We start from the raw sequence: 23,534 nt of genomic DNA on the forward strand, positions 1-23,534 counted from the left end.
TGAAGCCGATGCGCATGGGAAATCCATGGTCAGGCACGAAAGCGAGCCGGTGGCGGGTGACGGCCAGGATCGCGGGGGCCTGGGTCGCCTGGACCGTTGTCGCCGGGGGGATGCTGTTGGCGCCGATGGCGCGGGCGCAAACCGCCGCGACCGATCCCCAAGCCATCCGTGACGCCGTGCGCCAGCAATTGAAGGCGGAGGATATCGGCCACGGCTTTGAAACCCTGGGCGTCTTCGGTGGCACGCCCGACGCCAGCGCCGCCCGCTACGACAGCGACAAGATCACGCTGCACGGCTACAAGCTGCCCATCACCCACAGCTTCCGCGACAAGGACGACACCGACGGCGTGGCCCCCTACCTGGAGGTGACGCTGGGCTATGAAAACGCCTGGCAGGAAACGGCGCTGGCGACCGGCGACACCCCGTCCGACGCCGGGCAGGTCAAGCAAAGCTACAAGTCCTATTCCGCCCTGGGCGGCTTCGGCCTGGACATCCCGGTGGGACCGTCCACCACCATCCGGCCGGTGGCGTTGGGCGGGTACACCCGCATTCGCGGCAGCGGCGAGTTCAGCGGTGCCGACGCCGACCTGCTGCGGGAAAGCACGGGCGGCATCCTGACCAGCATGCGCATCGACAGCTTCCTGGCCGGCGGCGGGGTGGAGGTGCAGCACGACCGCGCCCTGCCCGATGACCTGCGCCTGCACCTGATGGGCCGCTTCAGCGAGTTCGCCGACATCCCCAACCGCGTCAGCGATCCCTCGCTGGAGACGACGGGCAGCTTCGGCTTCGCCACCGTCAACGCGCAGTTGGACGGCCCGTTGGGCCACCTGTTCGCCGACGACCTGCGCTGGATCGCCTTCAGCCGGGGCAACATCCTGATCGGCGCCCAGCAGGCGTTCTTGGGCTTCGACAAGTTCCTGGAGGTGGGCGGTGGGCTGGAGGTGGTGACGCCCCATATCGGATATGGGGTGGAGGGCGTCACCCTGCGCGGCTCCGCCATCGTCGGCAACGGGGTCCGGGGCTGGACCGTGGGCCTGGGCCTGGCATTCTGAACCCTGGCGTTCCGGGCCCCATACCAGGGCCGGAGAACATACGGCGACAGGACGGGCCAAAGCGGTGATTCCGGCAGGATTGACCAAATTTTTAAATGGGGCCACAAGGGGCTACTCCCCAACGAAAGCGCCCCCGTCCCGTGCGTCTCCGCGACCTACCCTCCATCAGCGCCGTCCTTGCCACCCCCGCCGCGTCCACGCCGCTGGATCGCCATGGCCGCGCGGCGACGACCGAGGCCATCCGCGCCGTGCTGGCCGAGGCCCGCGCCGCCCTGCTGGCCGGCGGAGACACGGTCCCCGATGCCGAGGCGGTGGCGGCCCTGGCCCTGACCCGGCTGGAAGGTGCCAGCCGGTCGAACCTGCGGCCCCTGTTCAACCTGACGGGAACGGTGCTGCACACCAACCTGGGCCGCGCCCTGCTGGCGCCCGAGGCGATGGCGGCGGCCCTGGCCGCCATGGGCGACCCCGTGGCGCTGGAATTCGACCTCGACAGCGGCAAGCGGGGGGAGCGTGACGACCATGTCCGCGCCCTGGTGTGCGAGCTGACGGGGGCAGAGGACGCCACCGTGGTCAACAACAACGCCGCCGCCGTGCTGCTGGCGCTGAACACCCTGGCCAAGGGCCGCGACGCCATCGTTTCGCGCGGGGAGCTGATCGAGATCGGCGGCGCCTTCCGCATGCCGGACATCATGGCCCAGGCCGGCGCCCGGCTGGTGGAGGTCGGCACCACCAACCGCACCCACGCCAAGGATTACAAGGGCGCGCTGACGGCCGAAACCGGCGTGATCCTGAAGGTCCACACCAGCAATTACCGCATCCAGGGCTTCACCAAGGAGGTGCTGGCGCCGGAGCTGGCGGAGATCGCCCACGGCGCCGGCGTGCCCCTGCTGAACGACCTGGGCTCCGGCACCCTGGTGGACCTCTCCACCCACGGCCTGAAGCGGGAGCCGACGGTGCGCGAAGCGGTGGCGGAGGGGGCGGACTTGGTCACCTTCTCCGGCGACAAGCTGCTGGGCGGGCCCCAGGCCGGCTTCATCGTCGGCCGCCGGGACCTGGTGGCCGCCGTCAACCGCAACCCGATGAAGCGGGCCCTGCGCGTGGACAAGGTACGGCTGGCGGCCATCGAAGCGACGCTGAAGCTGTACCGCGACCCCGACCGCCTGGCCCAGCGCCTGCCCACCCTGGCCCTGCTGTCCCGCCCCAAGGCGGAGATCGAGGCGCAGGCGCGGCGCCTGGCGCCCACCCTGGCGCAGGCCCTTGGTGACGGCTACACGGTCGAGGTCTGCGACTGCGCCAGCCAGATCGGGTCCGGCGCCCTGCCCCTGGACACCCTGCCCAGCGCCGGCCTGGCCGTGCGCGCGGGCGGCGGCGCCCTGACCCAGCTGGCCACGGCCTTCCGCGCCCTGTCCCGCCCCATCATCGGCCGCATCGAGGAGGGGCGCCTGGTGCTGGACCTGCGCTGCCTGCGCGATGAGGCCGCGTTCGTGGCCACGCTGGCGGAGCTGCCCCGGCCATGATCATCGGCACCGCCGGCCATATCGACCATGGCAAGACCGCGCTGGTCCGCGCCCTGACGGGCGTGGACGGCGACCGCCTGAAGGAGGAGAAGGCCCGGGGCATCACCATCGACCTGGGCTTCGCCTACCTGCCCTTGGCCGACGGCCCGACGCTGGGCTTTGTCGACGTGCCTGGGCATGAGCGCTTCGTCCATACCATGGTGGCGGGGGCCGGCGGCATCGACTACGCCCTGCTGGTGGTGGCGGCCGACGATGGCGTCATGCCGCAGACGCGCGAGCATCTGGCCATCATCGACCTGCTGGGCATCCGCCACGGCCTGGTGGCCTTGACCAAGGCGGATCTCGCCACGCCCGAGCGGCTGGCGGCGGTAACGGCGGAAATCCGGGCGGCCCTGGCGGGCACCAGCCTGGACAGTGCCGACATCCTGCCCGTCTCCGCCCTCGACGGCACCGGCGTCGCGGACTTGCGGGCCCGGCTGGAGAAGGAGGCGCGCGCCCAGGCGGCGGCCAAAAGCACGGCCGAAACCGGCGCCTTCCGCCTGGCCATCGACCGCGCCTTCACCCTCACCGGCGTGGGCGTGGTGGTCACCGGCACGGTGCTGTCCGGCCTGGTGCGGGTGGGTGACACCGTGACGGTCAGCCCCTCGGGCCTGGCGGCGCGCGTCCGCTCCCTTCATGCCCAGAACACGGTGGCGGAGGAAGGGCAGGCCGGCGACCGCTGCGCCCTGAACCTGGCCGGGCCGGACATCGTGAAGGACGCGCTGCACCGGGGTGACATGGTGCTGGCCCCGGCCCTGCACGCCCCCACCGACCGCATCGACGCCAGCCTGCGCCTGTTGCCGCGCGAGGCGGGGGCCAAGCCGCTGCCGCAATGGTTCCCGGTGCGGCTGCACCATGCGGCGGTGGAGGTGGGCGCCCGCGTCGTCCTGCTGTCGGAGGACACGCTGGCGGGCGGCGAGGCGACGCAGGTTCAACTGGTGCTGGAGCGGCCCATCGCGGCGGCGGTGGGCGACCGCTACGTCATCCGCGACGTTTCCGCCCAGCACACCCTGGGCGGCGGCCGTTTCATCGACCTGCGCCCCCCGCCCCGCCGCCGCCGCACGGCGGAGCGCGTGGCCCAGCGCATCGCCCTGGCCCTGCCCGACGCCAAGGCCGCCCTGGGCGCCCTGCTGGCCATACCGCCCCATACCGTGGACCTGACGGCCTTCGTGCGCGACCACGCCCTGCCCGGCGACGCCGCCGAGGTGCTGGCCGCCGAGCTGGGCCTGGTGGTGCTGGAGCAGGGGGAGGCGCGCACCGCCCTGTCGGCGGAGCAGTGGGCCGCCTTCCTGGCGCATTTGTCGGAAACGCTGGCCGCCTATCACGCCGAGAATCCGGACCTTCAAGGCATGGGGCGGGAGAAGCTGCGCCTGGCGGTCCAGCCACGCCTGCCCGCCGCCGTCTTCGCCGTGGCGGTGCAGCGCGCGGTGGCCCAGGGCTTGGTGGCGCTGGACGGGTCCTTCATCCGGCTGAGCGGCCACACCGTGCGCCTGGCGCCGGCGGATGAGGCCGCCTGGGCCGAGCTGGCGCCCCTGCTGGGCGGCGAGGTGCGTTTCCGCCCGCCGCGTGTGCGCGACATCGCCACCGAAACCGGGCGGGAAGAGACAGAGGTGCGCCGCATCCTGAAGCTGGCCGGCCGCATGGGCTGGGCCGACCAGGTGGCGCACGACCACTTCTTCCTGCGCGACACGGTGCGGGAGATGGTGGCCATCGCCGTGGACGTGGCGGCGCAGGCCCCCGGCGGCACCTTCGTCGTGGCCCCCTTCCGCGACCGCATGGACAACGGGCGCAAGGTCGCCATCCAGATCCTGGACTTCTTCGACCGCCACGGCGTCACCCTGCGCCGGGGTGACCTGCGCCGCATCAATCCGCACCGGCTGGACTTGTTCGGCCCGCCTGTGGTTTTGTGAGTTCAGCGGTTTAGACGGAAGGGAATCGTCCCTGGTGGGGCGTCCGGACTTCAAATCCGGGTGGGGCAGCGAGACTGTCCCGGGTGGGTTCGACTCCCATTCCCTTCCGCCAATTTTCGGGCGCTGCCGGGGCTCACCCCACCCGCACCACCGGCTCCCCCTCCGTCACGCGGCCGATGACGCGCGCCATCGGGTAGCCCGCCTCCACGATCTGGCGGCAGATCGCCTCCGCCCGCTCCGGCGCCACGGCCACCAGCAGGCCGCCGGAGGTCTGCGGGTCGGTCAGCAGGGCGCGTTGCCACGGGGCCAGGTCGGCGGGCAGGCGGGTTTCCTCGCCATAGCTGGCCCAGTTGCGGTTGGAGGCGCCGGTGATGAAGCCGGCCTGGGCCAGTTGGGCCGCCTGGGACAGGAAGGGCAGACGGTCCCAGTCCACCGACAGCGTCACGCCGGCACCCCGCGCCATCTCCAGCCCATGGCCCAGCAGGCCGAAGCCGGTGACGTCGGTGATGGCGTGCACGTCGGGATCTTGCGCCAGGATGGCACCGATACTGTTCAGCAGGGTGGTGCTGGCGATCATCTCGGCATAGCCGGCGGCGTCGAGCTTCTGCTTCTTGAAGGCGGCGGAATAGACGCCCACGCCCAGGCCCTTGGTCAGGATCAGCGCGTCGCCGGCCTGGGCGGTGGCGTTGCGGCGGATGGCCTGGGGCGGGGCCACGCCGATGACGGCCAGGCCGTAGATGGGCTCCCCTGAATCGATGGAGTGGCCGCCGGCCACGGGGATGCCGGCCTCGGCGCAGACGGCGGCGCCACCGGCCAGGATCTCCCGCACCACCTCGGGCGCCAGCTTGCCCAGGGGCATGCCCAGGATGGCCAGTGCGAACAGGGGGCGGCCGCCCATGGCATAGACGTCGGACAGCGCGTTGGTGGCGGCGATGCGGCCGAAGTCGCGCGGGTCGTCCACCACCGGCATGAAAAAGTCGGTGGTGGCGATGATGCAGTGGCGGTCGTCCAGTTGCCAGACGGCGGCGTCGTCCCCCGTTTCCGTGCCCACCAGCAGGTTGGCGTAGGCCGCCGTCTGCGCCTGCCCCGCCAGCAGCTGCTGCAGCACCGCCGGCGCCAACTTGCAGCCGCAGCCCCCACCATGGGCGAGATCGGTCAAACGTATCGGGTCATTGGACATTTCTATCGCCTTTACTTGTATGGATGCGCCGTCTTTTGTAGGGATGGCAGGAACGGCCACCGCATGCAGATAAGGACATTGCCAATATTTGCAAGCGGCGTTAAGACGGGTTTTGTTCCGATCGAGGATGCCTATCGCCTGAAGCCGGCGATCAGCGGCGCCCGATGCGGAACCCGTGGCCCGGCCGGGCCCGATCCCGCGCGACGCCCCAGGCCGGGCGCCGCGTGACCCAGCCCCCTGCCCACCGGATCATGATGTCAGTACAAAAAGCCCCCAAGATCAACCGGACCATCAACCCGGTGATCGGCCCCGCCATCGTCGCGCTGATCGCCATCGCCGGCCTGTTCTATGTGAAGTGGTCGCCCTACTACGCCCGCGCCTTCGTCGCTGCGGCCAACCATGCCATCGGCAAGTCCATCCTGATGGGCACCGACGCCGCCGCCCCGGCCCCATCCTGGGACGCGGCCGTGGGCTATGCCCTGGCCTATGGCAAGGCCATCTGGCAGGCCATGGTGCTGGGCCTGCTGCTGGGCTCCGCCATCCAGGCGCTGCTGCCGGTCAACTGGGTGGCGCGCGCCTTGGGCCGCACCGGCTTCGGCAGCGTGCTGGCCGGCGGCCTGCTGTCCCTGCCCGGCATGATGTGCACCTGCTGCGCCGCCCCGGTGGTCATGGGCCTGCGCCGGCAGCAGGCCGCCCCCGGCGCCGCCATGGCCTTCTGGCTGGGCAACACCGTGCTGAACCCCGCCACCCTGGTGTTCATCGGCTTCGTCCTGGGCTGGCAATGGACGGGGCTGCGCCTGGCGCTGGGCCTGGTCTTGGTGCTGGGCCTGGGCGCCCTGGTGAACCGCTTCAGCCCCATCGCCGACCAGCAGGCCGCCCTGCACGCCCTTCAGGCGGAGGCGGAGGCACAGAACCCCTTCGTCCGCTGGCTGAAGATCCTGGGCCGCATGGCGGTGCGCCTGATCCCGGAATACATCGTCATCGTGCTGGTCCTGGGGGCGGCCCGCGCCTGGCTCTTCCCCGCCATCGGGCCGGAGGTCGGCAACAGCTTCATCTGGATCGCCGCCTTCGCCATCGCCGGCACCCTGTTCGTCATCCCCACGGCGGGGGAGGTTCCCATCATCCAGGCCATGCTGTCGCTGGGCATGGGCGTGGGCCCCGCCGGCGCCCTGCTGATGACCCTGCCGCCCGTCAGCCTGCCGTCCATCGCCATGCTGCACCGCTCCTTCCCGCCCAAGGCGCTGGCGGCGGTCATCGCCGGCGTGGTGCTGCTGGGCATCGTCGGCGGCTATCTGGCGGTGGCGCTGTTCTGAGACCGCCCTCATATGCGGGGCGGGCGCATCTGCGCCCTTGGCTTCCTCGCTCCGCCCTGCGGTACTCGCTCCGGCGCCCGCAGTCGCGGGCTACTGGGGCACGAGCCAATATCTCTTGCCCCTGCCTGACCTCACGCGCCCGAATGAAGGCGGCCCCGGTTCCAATCAGAACCGGGGCCGCGTCGCGTCAGGCCAGCAACAGCGGGTTGGGCGCGTGGCGCAGCCAGCCGACCTCGGCCACCATCAGGTCCAGGCCCAGGCTGGCCAGATCGTCGGCGTAGGGGTCCAGCTTGGGGTCCTTGGCCAGGTACAGCATCTTCGCGTAGGTGTGGCAGTCGTCGCAGGTTTCCACCTGCACGGCGCCATTCTCCCCCTCCACGCTTTTCAGCGACAGCTGGGCCGACTGGCCACAGGTGATGCACACCGCCCGCACATGGTTCCAGGCGGTGGAACAGAGGGAGCAATAGAGATAGCGCACGCCGGGCGTGGCGCCCGAGGCGGTGATGACACCCGCCACCGGCGTGGAACCGCAGCAGGGGCACAGTCCGCGCTCTGGCAACAGGGGCGCCTGGCTTTCCTCCAGGCTACCAGCCAGCTTGGTGAAATAGACCTGCAGGGATGCTGCGATGAAGACGGCGCGGCCGGCGTCATCGGGATTGACCGCGCCGTGCAGGAAGTCGTCGGCCAGATGTTCCAGCGTCTCGCCATCCACGTCGTTCAGGCTGTCGATGACGGCGGCCACCAGGTCCGGCACCTCCGGCAGGCGGTCGAAATAGCGCAGGATCAGGGTCAGCGCCTCCCGCCAGGCGACGTCGCGGTCATGGCCATCGGCGGCCAGCGGCGGCATGCCGGCGCCATTGGCCTTGGCCACATCCTCCGCATCCACAGCCGGCAGGTCAATCATATCGGCGGCCTCCTGCTGGGCCTGCGACAGCTCACACAGGAAATCCAGCCACTGGGCCATGGGGTGGTCCACGGCCAGCACGCCCAGCCGCCCGGAGGTGCGGGCGAACCGGGTGGTGGGATCCGGCAGGATCACCGGGGCCGGGGCCGTCACCCCGCCCTGTGGGTTGCCCATCCACGGCGCCTTGGGCGCCACCTCACCCTGTCTCATGACCGGTCTCTCCCGGGGCGGCGCCTTGCCGCCCCCGCATCGTATGAAAGAAATGGGGCGCGGGCCCCGGCAGGACCCGCGCCCCTGATAGATAGGCCCAGATGCCGCTCAGTGCTCGCGGAATTTAGCCGTGCTGGTGGGCGTCGGCCCCGGCGAGCCGCTGGCGACCAGGCCGCGGAACCACTTGCGGTGGTGCCGGTGGGCCCAGCCGGGCGTCACCCAGCCGTGCAGCATGGCCCGCATGGAGCCCTTCACCCAGATGGCCGCGTAGACATGCGTGATCCAGATCAGGATGGCACCGATGGCGCCCATGCTGTGGATCAGCACGGCCACGCGCTGCGTCTCGATGGAGGTGGCGGCGCCGAAATAGACCTCCCAGATCAGGATGCCGGTGACGAACAGCACCGGGATGATCAGGGCCATGCCCCAGAACACCACCTTCTGGCCGGCGTTGAACCGGCCAACGGGCGGCACGTGCTCCTCATCATTGGCCATGACGCGGTCCAGCTTCTTGGCCCACGCGGTGTCGTCGCGGTTCCACAGGTTGTCCCGCCAGAACTGCACGAACAGGCCGATGAAGCTGACCATCAGGGTCACCCCCAGCCAGGGATGCACCGCCCGCATCCACTGCCCGCTGCCGAACAGGTTCGACAGCCAGAAGAAGACCGGGTGGAACATGGCCAGGCCCGACAGGGTCAGCAGCACGAAGCAGATGCCGGTGATCCAATGGTTCAGGCGGGTGGCCGTGGAGTTGCGGACCAGCGTTCCCTTGGGATAGCTCATGACTTGCCCTTCCCTTCCGAGTTCCCCCGGCCTGACATCTCTGGGCCCGACATCTCCCGGCGCGCGGCCTCCTCATCTTCCTCTGTCGTCTCGTTGGGACCGGAGACGATGGAGTGGACGAAGGTGCTGACGGCGGCGAAGGCCAGGCCGGCCAGGGCCAAGGGCTTCAGGAAGCCCTTCCACGCCCCCACCAGCGCGCTGATATGGGGCTTGTCCGGCAGGCCGGAATAGAGCGAGGGCTTGTCGGCATGGTGCAGCACGTACATGACGTGCGTCCCGCCCACCTCCGGCGGATCGTACAGGCCCGCGTTCTGGAAGCCGCGCTCCTTCAGTTCGGCGATGCGCTCGCCCGCCCAGTCCTTCATGTCGTCTTTCGAGCCGAACATGATGGCGCCGGTGGGGCAGGTCTTCACGCAGGCCGGCTCCAGCCCCACGCCCACGCGGTCGGAACACAAGGTGCACTTGTACGACTTGTGGTCCTGGGCGCTGATGCGCGGGATGTTGAAGGGGCAGCCCTTCACGCAATAGCCGCAGCCGATGCAGTTCTCGCTGATGAAGTCGACGATGCCGTTGGCGTACTGGACGATGGCACCGGGGGCCGGGCAGGCCTTGAGGCAGCCCGGATCCTCACAGTGCATGCAGCCGTCCTTGCGGATCAGCCACTCCAGGTTCCCCTGCTCGTCCTCGTACTCGGCGAACCGCATCAGGGTCCAGGTGCCGGGGTTGAGGTCGTGCGGGTTCTCGTAGGCGCCGTGGAACTCCTCCATCTCCGGCCGCAGGTTGTTCCATTCCATGCAGGCGGACTGGCAGGCCTTGCAGCCGATGCAGCGGCTGACGTCGATCAGCTTGGCCACCTCAAGCTCATGGTGGCGCACCGAGGGCGGCGTCAGGTTAGTGGCCGATCGGCGGATATAGTCCTGGGATTGCAGGTCGGCCATCACAGGCTCCCCACCTTGGTGAGAGACTTCGGCACGCCCTGGGCGTCACGAGGCCCTTGGGCCACGTCCACCGCGGGCGGCGCGCTGGTCTTCTCGATGTTGAGCAGGAAGGCCTTGAACTCCGGCGTGTTGGTGTTGGCGTCGCCCACGAACGGCGTCAGGGTGTTGGCGCCATAGCCCTTGCGGGCCACGCCGGTGAAGCCCCAGTGGATGGGGCAGCCGATGACGTGCGTCGGCTTGCCATCCACCATCAGCGGCTTGATGCGCTTGGTCACGAAGGCCTTGCAGATCACCTGACCGCGCTTGGACGACACCTTGACCCAGCCGCCCTGCTCGATGCCCTTCTCCTTGGCCAGGGCCTCACCGATCTCAACGAACTCCTCCGGCTGGAGGATGGCGTTGATCAGGGCGTGCTTGGTCCAATAGTGGAAGTGCTCGGTCAGGCGGTAGGTGGTGCCGACATAGGGGAAGTCCTGCGCCGTGCCCATCGCCTTGCGGTCGTTGGGGAAGACGCGGGCGGCCGGGTTGCTCTTCACCTTGGGGTGAAGCACGTTCTCCGCCGGGCTTTCGAACGGCTCGTAATGCTCGGGGAACGGCCCCTCGACCATCAGGCCCCGGGCGAACAGGCGACCTTGCCCTTCCTGGTTCATGATGAAGGGGCCGACCCCGTCCTGCGGCTTCACGGTCGGGCCGTAGTCCGGCACGTCGAAGCCCACCCACTTGGACCCGTTCCACTGGATGACGGGCTTGTGCGGGTTCCACGCCTTGCCGTCCAGGTCGGCGCTGGCGCGGTTGTACAGGATGCGGCGGTTGGCGGGCCAGGCCCACGCCCAGTTGGGGGCGATGCCGGCGTCGCGCGGGTCCGACGCGTCGCGCCGGGCCATCTGGTTGCCCTTCTCGGTCCAGCTGCCGGCGAAAATCCAACAGCCGGACATGGTGGTGCCGTCGTCGCGCAACTGGGCGAAGCCGTCCAGCTGCTGCCCGGCCTTCAGCACCACCGCGCCCGTGTCGTCCTTGATGTCGACCAGGGCGCGGCCGTTCATCTCCCGCGCCAGCTCGGCCGGTTGCGGCTCCGCCGGGTCGGCATAGGACCAGCTGAGGTTCAGGATGGGGGCGGGGAAGGCGCCGCCGTCCTTGGCGTACATGGACTTCAGGCGGTGGTACAGCCCGGCCATGATCCACAGGTCGGGCTTGGCCTCGCCCGGCGCGTCCGCCGCCTTCCAGTGCCATTGCAGCCAGCGCGCGGAGTTGACGAGCGAGCCCTCCTCCTCCGCGAAGCAGGTGGTGGGCAGCTGGAACACCTCGGTCTGGATCTCGGCCGGCTTGGACGGGTTCTGCGGACCGTAGTCCTGCCAGAAGTTGGCCGTCTCCGTATCCAGCGGGTCGATGACCACCAGATACTTCAGCTTGGACAGGCTGCGGCGGATCTTGCCCCGGTCGGGGAAGGCCTGCATGGGGTTGAAGCCCTGGCAGATGTAGCCGTTCATCTGCCCGTTATCCATGCGCTCGAACGCGCGCAGCACGTCGTAGCCGTCCACGTCCAGCTTGGGCAGCCAGTCGTAGGCCCAGTTGTTCTCGGCCTTGGCGGCATCGCCGTACAGGGCCTTCTGGAAGCTGACGAAGAACTTGCGGTAGTTCTGCCAGTAGCTGGTCTGCCCCGGCCGCAGCGGCTTGAACTGCTTGGTCTCCAGGTACTTGTCCAGGGTGACGTCCGAATCCTTCGGAATGGTCATGTAGCCTGGCAGCAGGTTGGACATCAGGCCGACGTCGGTCAGGCCCTGGATGTTGGAATGACCGCGCAGCGCGTTCATGCCGCCACCGGCGACGCCGATGTTGCCCAGCAGCAGCTGCACCATGGCCATGGCGCGGATGTTCTGCGCCCCCACGGAATGCTGCGTCCACCCCAGCGCGAACAGGCTGGTCAGCGCCTTGTCCGGCGCCGCCGTGCTGGCGAAGATCTTGCAGATCTCCAGGTACTTGTCCTGGGGCGTGCCGCAGATGCGGGACACCAGCTCGGGCGTGTACCGGGCGACATGCTGCTTCAGCAGGTTGATGACGCAGCGCGGGTGCTGCCAGGTGTCATCGGACTTGGCGTAGCCCTGCTCATCCAGCTCATAATCCCAGCTGGACTTGTCGTAACTGCGCTTTTCCTCGTTATAGCCGGTGAACAGCCCATCCTCGAAGCCGAAGCCTTCCTTAACGATCAGGCTGGCGTTGGTGTAGGCCTTCACATAGGCGTGCTGGATCGCATCGTTCTCCAGCAGATAGCGCATGACGCCGCTGAGGAAAGCGATATCGGTGCCCGGCCGGATGGGGGCGTAAACGTCGGCCACGGAGGCCGTGCGGGTGAAGCGGGGATCGACAACGACCAGCTTGGCCTTGTTCTCGATCTTGGCCTCGATCACCCATTTGAAACCGCAAGGATGCGCCTCGGCGGCATTGCCGCCCATCACCAGCACGACATTGGCGTTCTTAATGTCCTGCCAGGTGTTCGTCATCGCACCGCGACCGAATGTTGGGGCCAAACTGGCCACCGTCGGTCCGTGTCAGACACGCGCCTGGTTATCGAATGCCAACATGCCCAGCGAACGGGCGACCTTCCACGTGGCGTAGGCCGTCTCGCTGGACGAGGCGGAGGCCGCCAGCATGCCGGTGGACAGCCACCGATTGACCGTGTCACCCGCCGCGTTCTTCTCCACGAAGTGAGCGTCGCGGTCCTGCTTCATCAGGGTGGCGATGCGGTCCAGGGCGAAGTCCCAGGAGACTTCCTTCCACTCGCTCGCCCCGGCGGGGCGGTACTTCGGAACCGTCAGGCGGCCCGGCGCGCGCACGATGTCCAGCAGGCCGGCGCCCTTGGGGCACAGCGTGCCGCGGTTCACCGGATGGTCCGGATCACCCTCGATATGGATGACCGAGGACTTCACGTTCTTCGCGCGATCGCCCTGGCTGTAGATAAGAATGCCGCAAGCCACCGAGCAGTAGGTGCAGGTGTTGCGGGTTTCGGTGGCGGCGGTCAGCCTGAACGGCCGGACCGAGGCCGCCAGCGCCGAACCCGCGAGGCCGAAGCCCAACGCGCCCAGGCTGGAAGCCGCAAGTCCCGCGCCGGACAGCTTGATAAAGCCGCGACGACTGAGATCCATGTCTCACACGCTCCCGTGAAAATCGACCCCGCCGGAACGCCAAGCCCCGCCCCGAGGGCAAGCAGACGCCGGCAGACGAATACGGCATCATAAGACGGCGGCGTTCCCCGTCAAGTTATTGCCGGCGAATTTATACGGGGGTGAATGAACACAGGGCAGTTGATAACCATTCTCATTAACTAAATTCAGAAAATTGGTTGCGTCATGCGCAAACTGTATTACAAAACCAAAAGTATAGCCTGGGCCCGACCCGATACACGCCCTTCATTCACCGCTATATTCGCTTGAATATAGCGGTGGCTGTCATGATGCCTGAATGAAGGCCCTTGCACGGGCGGCGGACCGCCGCCACGCTGCGCCTCCGCCGGAGGAACCGTCATCATGGCCATCGCCACCCCGTTCGCGTTCAAGACCCTGCCCTCCCCCGTCGGCCGCCTGACGCTGGTGGCCGGGGACGATGGCTTGGCGGCGGTCCTGTGGCAGGATGACCGGCCCGGCCGGGTCCGCCTGGGTCCCCTGGCGCACCAACCCGACCACCCCGTCCTGCGGGAGGCGGAGCGCCAGTTGCTGGCCTATTTCGCGGGCGATCTCACCGCCTTCACCGTGCCGCTCACCTTCACCGGCACCGCGTTCCAGCGACAGGTGTGGCAGGCGCTGCTGACCATCCCTTATGGCGCGGTGCGCAGCTATACCGACATCGCCCGCCAGATCGGCAAGCCGGCGGCCGTACGGGCGGTGGGGGCCGCCAATGGGCGCAACCCGCTGTCCATCATAGCACCCTGCCATCGCGTGGTGGGGCTCAACGGCGCCCTCACCGGCTTCGCCGGCGGGCTGGCGGCCAAGGACTATCTGCTGACGCTGGAAAGACGGCGCGGGACCGGCGCCGTCCCCCCTTAACGCGCGGCGGCAGTGGCTGCGGGCGGCACCTCACCGGCAACCGTCCAGCCGCCGCCCAGGGCGCGGTATGTCGCCACGAGATCCTGCGCCACCTGGATACGGCTTTGGGCCAGTTGGTCCTCTGCCGCCAGTTGGGTGCGCTGGGCGTCCAGCACGGCCAGGAAGTTGTCGGCGCCATAGCGGTAGCGGGTTGCCGCCAGGCTGGCCGCCCGGGTGCTGGCCGTGGCGGCGGTGTCCAGCGCGGCGCGGCGTGCCCGTTCCTGGGCATAGCGGACCAGCGCCGTCTCCGCCTCCTGCCAGGCGGTCAGCACCGCCTTCTGGAAATTGGCCAGGGCCTGGTCGGTATTGGCGTTGGCCTCGCGGATACGGGCATAGAGGGCGGCGTCGAACAGCGGTACGCTGATGCTGGGCCCAAGGCCATAGGTGAAGGCGCCCCGCGCGCCCAGGTCCCCCGGCTGCAGGGCCTGCACCCCCACCGACCCGGTGAGGGAGATCTTGGGATAGAGGTCGGCGGTGGCGACACCGATGCGGGCCGTGGCCGCAGCCAGGGCCCGTTCCGCCGCCGCCACATCGGCCCGGCGGCCCAGCAGCGTGGCCGGCGTACCCACGGCCACACTGCCGGGCAGGTCGGGCAGCGGGGCCGGCGCGTCCAGCAGGGCCGCCAGCGCCCCAGGCTCCCGCCCCGTCAGGGTGGCCAGGATGTGCTCATCCGCCGCCACCGTGGCGCGGAGCGGCGGGATGGAGGCCAGCGTGGTTTCCAGCTGAGCCTGGGCGCGGGCGATATCCAGGTCCGTCCCCCGGCCGGCATCGCTCAAGGTATGGGTCAGGTCGAAGGTGCCGCGCTGGTTTTCCGCGTTGCGCAAGGCGACGGACAGGCGCAGTTGCGCGCCGCGCAGATCGACATAGGTGCTGGCCACGTCGGCGATGATGACGGTCAGCACTTGGTGGCGCAGCGCTTCCGCCCGCGCGGTGTCGGCCTCCGCCGCCTCGATGGCGCGGCGCACCTGGCCGAACAGATCGATTTCCCAGGACAGGGTGCCGCCCGCGGTGGTGACGTTGCTGTCGGGCAGCTGCGCGTCGGGCAGGCCCTGTTGCGTGGCCGCGGCCGCACGGGCGCGGCTGTAGCTGGCGCTGGCGCCCACCGACGGCAGGTTGCGGGCGCCCACGGCCTCGGCTTCCGCGCGCGCGGCGCGGACCGCGGCGTCAGCCGCCTTCAGGTCCAGGTTGGCCTTGACGGCGTCAGCCACCAGTTGGTCCAACACCGGGTCGCCCAGCTGGCGCCACCAATCCTCCAGCGGTTCCTCAGCCTTCAGCAGGTTGGCGTCCCCGTCCATGGCGTGAACGGCCCGGGTGAAGGGCGCCCCGGCGGCGGCCGGTGTGGCGGGCGTGTGGTAATCCGGCCCCACGGTCACGCAGCCCGACAGGGGCAACAGGACGACCGTCAGGGTCAGTAGGGCACCTGGAATACGCATGGACCGATCCCCCTCCCCGTCAGGCCGTGTGCGGGCCGTGTGAACCGGCCGGCGGCGTGTCCCGCCGTTTGCCGAAGCGTCGCTGGCCCCACTGCGCCAGCCAGCGGCAGACGACGTAGAATACCGGCGTGAACAACAGGCCGAAGAAGGTGACGCCCAGCATGCCGAAGAACACGGCCGTTCCCAGGGCCTGCCGCATCTCCGACCCGGCGCCGGACGCGATCACCAAGGGCACCACGCCCAGGATGAAGGCGAAGGAGGTCATGAGGATGGGCCGCAGGCGGGTGCGGGCGGCGCGGATGGCGGCCTGGAAGCGGTCCAGCCCCTGTTCCTCATCCTGCTTGGCGAACTCCACGATCAGGATGGCGTTCTTGGCCGCCAGCCCCACCAGCACCACCAGGCCGATCTGGGTCAGGATGTTGTTGTCCATGCCGCGCAGGTTCACACCGGAAAGGGCGGTGAGCAGGCACATGGGCACGATGAGGATGACCGACAGCGGCAGCATCCAGCTTTCGTATTGCGCCGCCAGCAGCAGATAAACGAACACCACGGCCAAACCGAAGGCGATGGGCGCCGTGTCGCCGGCGATGATCTGCTGATAGGTCAGCTCGGTCCATTCGTAGGAGAAGCCGTCGGGCAGATGCTCGCGCGCCAGCTCGCCAATGGCGGCGATGGCCTGGCCGGTGGAATAGCCGGGTGCCGGCGATCCCTGCAGCTCCGCCGCCGGATAAAGGTTGTAGCGCGGCACGCGATAGGGCCCGGTCACGTCCCGGAAGGTGGCGACGGAGCCCAAGGGCACCAGCCCGCCATTGTCGGACCGGGTGCGCAGGTAGGCGATGTCGCGCACGCTGGTACGGCCGGCGCCATCGGCCTGGGCCGTCACCCGGTAGGTGCGGCCCAGCAGGTTGAAGTCGTTGACGAAGGCGGAGCCGAGATAGACGTTCAACGTATCGAAGATGCGCGACGGCGGCACGCCCAGCATGTCGGCCTTGACCCGGTCGATGTCGGCGTAAACCTGGGGCGTGCGGGTGTTGTACAGGCTGAAGACGTTGGCCAGGCCCGGCGTCTTGTTGGCGGCCAGCATCATCTCCTGCGTGGCGTCGGCCAGCGCCTGCAAGCCACGGCCGCGCCTGTCCTCGATATACAGCTTGAACCCGCCGGAGGAGCCGATGCCCGGCACGGTGGGCGGCGGGATCAGCAGTGTCAGGGCGCCGTCGATCTGCTGCAAGGTCTTCTGCAGGTCGCTGAAGATCCCCTGGGTGGTCAGCCCCTCCTTGACGCGCTCGGCGAAGGGCTTGGTGACAACGAACACGGCGCCGGCGTTAGGGGCGTTGGTGTAGGTGGCACCATCGAAGCCGGCGAAACCAACCGTGTGCGCCACGCCCGGACGGGCCGCCAGCAGGGTCTGGGCACGGCGCAGGACGGCGTCCGTGCGGCTGAGGGAGGATCCCGGCGGCAACTGGATGACGGTGATGAAATAACCCTGGTCCTGTGACGGGATGAAACCGGTGGGGGTGCGGGAAATGAGGCCGCCGCCCAGCACGATCAGGCCGGCATAGACCACCAGCACCACCGTGGCCAGCCGCACCAGATGGCCCGTCAAGCGGCCGTACCGGTCCGACAGCCAGTCGAAGCCCCGGTTGAAGCCAGCAAAAAAGCGGGCGATCGGATGAAAGCCGCGCTTGGCCGCAGCACCCTGCGCCTTATCGTGCTGGGCGTCGTGCGGCTTCAGCAGCAGGGCCGCCAGGGCCGGGCTCAGCGTCTGCGACACCAGCATGGAAATGAGCGTGGCGGCGGCGATGGTGACGCCGAACTGGCGATAGAACTGGCCGGAGATGCCGGTGAGGAAGGCCGTGGGCAGGAACACCGCCGTCAGCACCAGGGCGATGGCGATCAGCGCCTCGCCCACCTCATCCATGGTCTTGTGGGCGGCCTCCCGGGGCGACAGGCCCTGGGCCAGGTTGCGCTCGACATTCTCCACCACCACGATGGCGTCGTCGACGACGATGCCGATGGCCAGGACCAAGCCGAACAGCGACAGGTTGTTGAGGGAAAAGCCCACGGCCGCCATGACGGCGAAGGTGCCGATCAGCGAAATGGGGATGGCGACGATGGGGATTAGCGCCGCCCGCCAGGACTGCAGGAAGACGATGACGACGATGACCACCAGCACCATCGCCTCGAAGATGGTGTGGTAAACCTCGTTCACCGATTCCGCGATGTATTGGGTGGGGTTGTAGACGACCTTGTAGGCCAGGCCCTTGGGCATGTCGTGGCTCATCGTCTCCATGGACGACAGCACGGCCGCGGCGGTCTTCAGGGCGTTGGAACCCGGGCGCTGGTAAATCAAGATGGCGGCGGCGCGCTTGCCGTCGACATAGGAATAGGTGTTGTAGTCCTGGGCGCCCAGCTCCACCCAACCGACGTCGCGCACGCGGGTAACGCGGCCTTGGGCGTCGGACTTGATGACGATGTCGGCGAACTGGCCGGGGTCGGTCAGCCGGCCCAGGGTCTGCACCTGCACCTCGAAGGCGGCGGGCTTGGGCACCGGCGGATGGTTCAGCTGGCCCGAGGCCACCTGCACGTTGTTGCCCTGCAACGCCTGCACCACCTCGGCCGTGGTCAAGCCACGGGCCTGCACCTTCTCCGGATCCAGCCAGATGCGCATGGAATAATCGCCGGCGCCACGGATGCGGGCATCACCCACGCCATCCAGGCGGGCCAGCGGGTCGCGCACCTGCAAGGTGGCGTAGTTGGAGATATAGAGCTGATCCAGGCTGTCATCCGGGGAATACAGGTGGATGACCATCATCAGGTTGGGGGAGTTCTTGCGCGTGGTGACGCCCAGGCGGTTCACCTCGTCCGGCAGGTGCGGCTGCGCCACCGACACCCGGTTCTGCACCAGCACCTGCGCCTTGTCGATGTCGGTGCCCAGCTTGAAGGTGATGGTCAGTGACAGGCCGCCGTCACCCGTGTTCTGGGAGACCATGTACAGCATGTCGTCGACGCCGTTGATCTCCTGTTCCAACGGGGCGGCCACGGTGTTGGCCACCGTCTCGGCCGAGGCGCCGGGATATGTGGCCGTCACCACCACGGTGGGGGGCGCCACCTCGGGATATTGGGCCACCGGCAGGGCGAAATAGGCGAGGCCGCCGACCAGCGTGATGAGGATGGAGATCACGCAGGCGAAAATGGGCCGGTCGATGAAGAAATGGGAAAACTTCATGATGCCGGCCCTTACTGCTCGGCCGCGGGGGTGATGGTCCCGGGCTGGGGCGTGACCTTGGCGCCGGGCCGTGCCCGCGTCAGGCCGCTGATGATGATGCGGTCGGTCGGCACCAGCCCGGATTTGACGACGCGCAGGCCATAGGCCAGGTTGCCCAGCACCACGGGCTTGGGCGTCACCGTTCCATCCTCGCCCACCGTCATGACGATCTTGTGCGACTGGTCGGAGGCGATGGCCTCATCCGGGACCAGCAGGGCGTCATACTCGCCGGAACCCAGCAGGCGCAGCCGGCCGAAGGTGCCCGGCTGCAGGAAATCGTCCTTGTTGGGGATGACGGCGCGCCCACGGATGGTGCCGGAACTGGGGTCCAGCCGGTTGTCGACGAAATCCATCTCACCCTTGCGGGTCCAGGTGGTCTCATCCATCAACCGGACGAAGACGGGGTTGGCCTTGTCGCGCGAGGATGCGCGCACACCTTCCAGGGCCAGGCGGTTGTAACGCAGGTAATCCGCCTCGCTGCCGTCAAAGACGAAATAGATCGGGTCCCGCGTCACGATGGTGGCCAGCAGGGTGGATTGCGCCGACCCGCCGCTGACCAGGTTGCCGATGTCGATCTTGCGGTCGCCGATGCGGCCCGAGATGGGGGACCGGATCTGGGTGAACTCCAGATCCAGCGCGGCCGACCGCGCCGCCGCCGCCGCCGAGGCCACCGCCGCCTGGCTTTCCTGTTCGGCCTGGGCGCGGGTGTCGTACTCTTCCTGGCTGATGGCACGGGCGGCCAACAGCTGGGCCGCCCGTTTCAGCTCTGAAACCGCAAGGGCCTGGCGGGTCTTTTCCCGCTGCAGATCGGCGTTGGCCTTGTCCAGCGTGGCCTGGAAGGGGCGCGGGTCGATGACGAACAGCAGGTCGCCCTTTTGCACCAGTTGGCCGTCGCGGAACTTGATCTGTTCCAGATAGCCGGAAACGCGGGCGCGTAGTTCCACGGTCTGCACCGCCTCGAAGCGGCCGGTAAACTCATCCCAGTCCACGATCTTGCGGGGCAGCGGCTGGGCCACCGTCACCGCGGGCGGAGCGGCGGCGGCCGCCGGCGGGTGCTTGTCGCCACACCCGGACAGGGCCAGCGCCAGGATCAGGGGATAGAGGCGGCGAAGCGGCGGCGACATGGTGATGGACGGCATCCTTCCCCCAACACGAGCTCAGGCTCGGCAGCCCGCATGCGGCGGGCTCCGGAGCCAAGACGAAACACCGCGCCTGACGCGGTTTCGCCATCACACTATGGGGCCGGCGCAGCAGTGGATTGCCCTGCCGTGCGGTGTTTTGTCGTTTTTCGCCGCCATGGCCGCCGGGACGGTTCGGGGCGCAGCCCCGCGACAATTTTGCCCATCCCCCGTCCGGAACATCTGGCGGACCGGGGCATTGACCGGCCGTACCCCCGTTCTCCTCCCTCCCCACCACACCCAAGGAAAGCCATGGCCCGCCCCGTCGCCGCCACCGCCCTGGCCTTGGTGCTGCCCGGCCTTGCCGGCTGTTCCGGTGGCGTCCTGGACCCTCAGGGCCCGGTGGCGGCGCAGGAATTGACCATCCTGCTGGATTCACTGGGCATCATGCTGGCCATCGTCGTACCCACCATCCTGGCGACGCTGGGGGTGGCATGGTGGTTCCGCGCCGGCAACGCCCGCGCCCGCTACCGCCCCGACTGGGAATATTCCGGCCGCATCGAAATGGTGGTGTGGTCCATTCCGGCCATGACCGTGCTGCTGCTGGGCGGCATCGGCTGGGTCAGTTCCCGCGACCTGGACCCGCCCAAGCCCCTGGCTGGCACCCGCGCGATACAGGTTCAGGTGGTGTCGCTGGATTGGAAATGGCTGTTCATCTATCCGGACCAGGGCATCGCCAGCGTCAACCGGCTGGTCGTGCCCGCCGGCACGCCGGTCAGCTTCCAGCTGACCTCAGACGGCGTCATGAACAGCTTTTTCGTGCCGCAGCTGGGCAGCCAGATCTACGCCATGCCCGGCATGATCACGCGGCTGAACCTGCAGGCGGACAAGCCCGGCCGCTATCCCGGCATCTCCGCCCAGTTCAGCGGCGCCGGCTTCCCCGACATGCTGTTCACGGTTGAAGCGGTGCCGGGCGACGCCTTCGACCGCTGGATCGCCACGGCCCGGGACCAGGGCGACCCGCTGGATGAGGCCGCCTTCCGCCGCCTGGCCCAGCCCAGCCGGGCGGACCGCCCCCGCACCTTCCGCGACGTGACACCGGGCCTGTTCACCGCCGTCGCCAATCCGGGCGCCGTGAAGCCGGGCCCCTGAAGAAGGACGCAGCATGTTCGGCAAGCTGAGCTGGAGCGCCATCCCCATCAACGAGCCCATCGACATGATCGCCTCGGGCCTCATGATCCTGGCGGTGCTGGGCGTGTTGGCCTGGGTGACGGTGAAGGGCCACTGGCCCTATCTGTGGAAGGAATGGCTGACGTCCGTCGACCATAAGCGCATCGGCGTCATGTACGTCGTGCTGGCCCTGGTCATGCTGCTGCGCGGCTTCACCGACGCCGTCATGATGCGCATCCAGCAATCCATCTCCGTGGGTCCGGATTCCGGCTACCTGCCGCCGGAGCATTATAACCAGATCTTCTCCGCCCACGGCACCATCATGATCTTCTTCATGGCCATGCCCTTCATCATCGGGCTGATGAATTTCGCCGTGCCCCTGCAACTGGGCATCCGCGACGTGGCCTTTCCCACGCTCAATTCCGTCAGCCTGTGGCTCACCGCCTCCGGCATCCTGCTGACCAACCTGTCGCTGGTGATCGGGGAGTTCGCGCGCACCGGCTGGCTGGCCTATCCGCCGCTGAGCGAGCTGAAATACTCGCCGGGCGTGGGGGTGGATTATTACTTGTGGGCCCTGCAAATCTCGGGTGTGGGCACCTTGTTGTCGGGCATCAACCTGGCCACCACCATCCTGAAGATGCGGGCGCCCGGCATGGGCTACATGCGCATGCCGGTGTTCTGCTGGACCTCGCTGGCGTCCAACCTGCTGATCATCGCCGCCTTTCCGGTGCTGACCGCCACCTTCGCCATGCTGCTGCTGGACCGCTATCTCGGCATGCACTTCTTCACGGCGGACGGCGACGGCAACCCGATGATGTACATCAACCTCATCTGGGTGTGGGGGCATCCGGAGGTCTACATCCTGATCCTGCCCTGCTTCGGCGTGTTTTCCGAAGTGGTCTCGACCTTCTCCGGCAAGCCCTTGTTCGGCTACCGCTCCATGGTCGCGGCCACCATGGCCATCTGCATCCTGTCCTTCATCGTCTGGCTGCACCACTTCTTCACCATGGGCGCGGGCGCCAACGTCAACGGCTTCTTCGGTGTCATGACCATGATCATCGCCGTGCCCACCGGCGTGAAGGTCTACAACTGGCTGTTCACCCTGTACGGCGGGCGGGTGCGGTTCCAGGTGCCCATCCTGTGGTCCGTGGGCTTCATGGTGACCTTCGTCATCGGCGGCATGACCGGTGTGCTGCTGGCCGTGCCGCCGGCCGATTTCGTCCTGCACAACAGCCTGTTCCTCATCGCCCACTTCCACAACGTCATCATCGGCGGCGTCGTGTTCGGCGTGCTGGCCGGCTACACTTACTGGTTCCCCAAGGCCTTCGGCTTCACCCTGGACGAAGGCTGGGGCAAGGTTTCCTTCTGGTGCTGGTTCGTCGGCTTCTACCTGGCCTTCATGCCGCTATACTACCTGGGCATGCTGGGCATGACCCGGCGGCTGCAGCATTATGACGATCCGTCCTGGCAGCCTTGGCTGATCGTGGCGGCCGTCGGCGTCGCCTTGATCCTGGCCGGCATCCTGGCCCTGATCATCCAACTGATCGTGTCCATCCGCACGCGCGACCGCCGCCGCGACGTGACGGGCGATCCATGGAATGGCCGCACCCTGGAATGGTCCACACCCTCCCCTCCGCCGGCCTGGAACTTCGCCATCCTGCCGCATGTGGAGCGGGAGGATGCCTATTGGCAGGTGAAGCGGCGCACGCGGGAGGAGCGGGTCGCCGCCGCCAAGGCGTTGGTGTATGAGGCCATCCACATGCCGGTGAACAGCCCCACCGGTTTCATCACCGCCTTCTTCGCCGTCGTCACCGGGTTCGCCCTGATCTGGCATATTTGGTGGATGGTGGCGCTGGGCCTGGCCGGTGCCCTGGCCACCACCCTGATCTTCGCCTGGCGCGATGAAAGCGAGTTCGAAATCCCCGCCGAGGCGGTGGCGCAGGCCGACCGCACCCACCAGGACGCCCAATGGACGGGGGCCGCGCCATGACCGCCGCCAGCCTACACGACGATGCGCCCAGGGCCGCCCACGGCATGCGGACCGGCACGAGCACAGCGGGGCCAGCACCCAAACGCATCATCATCGCCTACGGCTTCTGGCTGTTCCTGCTGAGCGACATCGTGATGTTCTCCGCCCTGTTCGCCACCTACGCGGTGGTGGCCAAGGCGACGGCCGGTGGACCAACGGGGGCGGAGCTGTTCGACCCCACCAACGTCGCCGTCGAAACGGCCCTGCTGCTGTTCTCCAGCTTCAGTTGCGGGATGATGTCGCTGGCCATGGAGGCACGGCACCGCACCGCCTTCCATAGCGCCGCCGCCGTGACCTTCCTGCTGGGCCTGGGCTTCCTGGTCCTGGAAATGCGGGAGTTCGCCGGCATGATCGCCCAAGGCGCCACCCCCCAGCGCAGCGCCTTCCTGTCCGGCTTCTTCACCCTGGTGGGATGCCACGGCGCCCATGTCGCCGTGGGGCTGCTGTGGCTGGTGGTCATGGTGGCGCAGGTGGCGGACAAGGGGTGGCGCACCACCGTCCTGCATCGACTGATGTGCTTCAGCCTGTTCTGGCATGCCCTGGACATCATCTGGGTGGCCTTGTTCACGATCGTCTACCTGATGGGAGGACGCTGAA

The 23,534-nt window shown here is 68.3% G+C and carries 17 protein-coding genes and 1 tRNA gene; 9 read left to right on the plus strand and 9 right to left on the minus strand.

Annotated features, from left to right (window positions below; genetic code table 11):
• Positions 1–56: 56 nt before the first annotated feature.
• The 4 genes from FBZ90_RS21210 to FBZ90_RS21225 all read left to right on the plus strand — a co-directional run bounded on the left by FBZ90_RS21210 (position 57) and on the right by FBZ90_RS21225 (position 4,630).
• Positions 57–1,052 (plus strand): hypothetical protein, encoded by a 996-nt coding sequence (locus tag FBZ90_RS21210; protein WP_145734988.1) that lies wholly within the window; start codon positions 57–59, stop codon positions 1,050–1,052.
• A 140-nt stretch (positions 1,053–1,192) separates the two neighbouring features.
• Positions 1,193–2,569: an L-seryl-tRNA(Sec) selenium transferase gene (selA, locus tag FBZ90_RS21215; protein ID WP_246130645.1), complete on the plus strand. Its 1,377-nt coding sequence runs from the start codon at positions 1,193–1,195 to the stop codon at positions 2,567–2,569.
• Positions 2,566–4,518, plus strand: a complete 1,953-nt coding sequence (gene selB / locus FBZ90_RS21220) for a selenocysteine-specific translation elongation factor (protein WP_145734990.1) — start codon at positions 2,566–2,568, stop codon at positions 4,516–4,518. Before selA ends, selB begins: the two co-directional genes overlap by 4 nt.
• Positions 4,519–4,534: 16 nt before the next feature.
• Positions 4,535–4,630, plus strand: a tRNA-Sec gene (locus FBZ90_RS21225).
• A 21-nt stretch (positions 4,631–4,651) separates the two neighbouring features.
• On the opposite strand, the gene selD is transcribed toward FBZ90_RS21225, so the two are convergent.
• The gene (selD, locus tag FBZ90_RS21230) at positions 4,652–5,698 is read right to left on the minus strand and encodes a selenide, water dikinase SelD (protein ID WP_145734991.1); all 1,047 of its coding nucleotides are present in this window, start codon (positions 5,696–5,698) and stop codon (positions 4,652–4,654) included.
• 224 nt (positions 5,699–5,922) lie between these two features.
• Between selD and FBZ90_RS21235 the strand changes: the two genes are divergently transcribed.
• On the plus strand, positions 5,923–7,011 hold the full coding sequence (locus FBZ90_RS21235) for a permease (RefSeq protein WP_211102235.1): 1,089 nt from the start codon (positions 5,923–5,925) through the stop codon (positions 7,009–7,011).
• A gap of 187 nt (positions 7,012–7,198) precedes the next feature.
• On the opposite strand, the gene fdhE is transcribed toward FBZ90_RS21235, so the two are convergent.
• From fdhE to FBZ90_RS28920, 5 genes are all read right to left on the minus strand, one after another.
• Complete coding sequence (gene fdhE / locus FBZ90_RS21240; RefSeq protein WP_145734992.1) at positions 7,199–8,125, minus strand: formate dehydrogenase accessory protein FdhE; 927 nt, start codon at positions 8,123–8,125, stop codon at positions 7,199–7,201.
• 108 nt (positions 8,126–8,233) lie between these two features.
• The gene (locus FBZ90_RS21245) at positions 8,234–8,908 is read right to left on the minus strand and encodes a formate dehydrogenase subunit gamma (RefSeq protein WP_145734993.1); all 675 of its coding nucleotides are present in this window, start codon (positions 8,906–8,908) and stop codon (positions 8,234–8,236) included.
• Positions 8,905–9,846, minus strand: a complete 942-nt coding sequence (fdxH, locus tag FBZ90_RS21250) for a formate dehydrogenase subunit beta (protein ID WP_145734994.1) — start codon at positions 9,844–9,846, stop codon at positions 8,905–8,907. The genes FBZ90_RS21245 and fdxH overlap by 4 nt, the downstream gene beginning before the upstream one ends.
• The gene (gene fdnG, locus FBZ90_RS21255) at positions 9,846–12,380 is read right to left on the minus strand and encodes a formate dehydrogenase-N subunit alpha (protein WP_477529318.1); all 2,535 of its coding nucleotides are present in this window, start codon (positions 12,378–12,380) and stop codon (positions 9,846–9,848) included. The genes fdxH and fdnG overlap by 1 nt, the downstream gene beginning before the upstream one ends.
• Before the next feature lie 12 nt (positions 12,381–12,392).
• Positions 12,393–12,986 carry a hypothetical protein gene (locus FBZ90_RS28920; RefSeq protein WP_477529319.1) on the minus strand — a complete coding sequence of 198 codons (594 nt, stop codon included), beginning with the start codon at positions 12,984–12,986 and terminating at the stop codon, positions 12,393–12,395.
• Positions 12,987–13,367: 381 nt separating this feature from the next.
• On the opposite strand from FBZ90_RS28920, the gene FBZ90_RS21260 reads away from it, so the two are divergent.
• Entirely contained in the window at positions 13,368–13,883 is a 516-nt protein-coding gene (locus FBZ90_RS21260) for a methylated-DNA--[protein]-cysteine S-methyltransferase (RefSeq protein WP_145734996.1), read from the plus strand.
• Here FBZ90_RS21260 and FBZ90_RS21265 read toward each other — a convergent pair.
• From FBZ90_RS21265 to FBZ90_RS21275, 3 genes are read right to left on the minus strand one after another with little or no spacing between them, the layout of a single operon-like run.
• Entirely contained in the window at positions 13,880–15,355 is a 1,476-nt protein-coding gene (locus tag FBZ90_RS21265) for an efflux transporter outer membrane subunit (RefSeq protein ID WP_145734997.1), read from the minus strand. The two genes, FBZ90_RS21260 and FBZ90_RS21265, sit on opposite strands and share 4 nt — an antisense overlap.
• A 19-nt stretch (positions 15,356–15,374) precedes the next feature.
• Positions 15,375–18,581 carry an efflux RND transporter permease subunit gene (locus FBZ90_RS21270; protein WP_145734998.1) on the minus strand — a complete coding sequence of 1,069 codons (3,207 nt, stop codon included), beginning with the start codon at positions 18,579–18,581 and terminating at the stop codon, positions 15,375–15,377.
• An 11-nt stretch (positions 18,582–18,592) separates the two neighbouring features.
• Complete coding sequence (locus tag FBZ90_RS21275; RefSeq protein WP_246130648.1) at positions 18,593–19,744, minus strand: efflux RND transporter periplasmic adaptor subunit; 1,152 nt, start codon at positions 19,742–19,744, stop codon at positions 18,593–18,595.
• 306 nt (positions 19,745–20,050) lie between these two features.
• Between FBZ90_RS21275 and cyoA the strand changes: the two genes are divergently transcribed.
• Genes cyoA through cyoC form a run of 3 tightly spaced genes read left to right on the plus strand, consistent with a single transcriptional unit; the run spans position 20,051 to position 23,533 of the window.
• Positions 20,051–20,890 (plus strand): ubiquinol oxidase subunit II, encoded by an 840-nt coding sequence (gene cyoA / locus FBZ90_RS21280; protein ID WP_145734999.1) that lies wholly within the window; start codon positions 20,051–20,053, stop codon positions 20,888–20,890.
• A gap of 13 nt (positions 20,891–20,903) precedes the next feature.
• On the plus strand, positions 20,904–22,898 hold the full coding sequence (gene cyoB, locus FBZ90_RS21285) for a cytochrome o ubiquinol oxidase subunit I (RefSeq protein WP_145735000.1): 1,995 nt from the start codon (positions 20,904–20,906) through the stop codon (positions 22,896–22,898).
• A complete protein-coding gene (gene cyoC / locus FBZ90_RS21290; protein ID WP_145735001.1) occupies positions 22,895–23,533 on the plus strand; it encodes a cytochrome o ubiquinol oxidase subunit III in 639 nt (212 codons plus the stop codon). Before cyoB ends, cyoC begins: the two co-directional genes overlap by 4 nt.
• Position 23,534 lies beyond the last annotated feature (1 nt).

Source organism: Nitrospirillum pindoramense, from assembly GCF_007827955.1.
Taxonomy (GTDB): Bacteria; Pseudomonadota; Alphaproteobacteria; order Azospirillales; family Azospirillaceae; genus Nitrospirillum; species Nitrospirillum amazonense_B.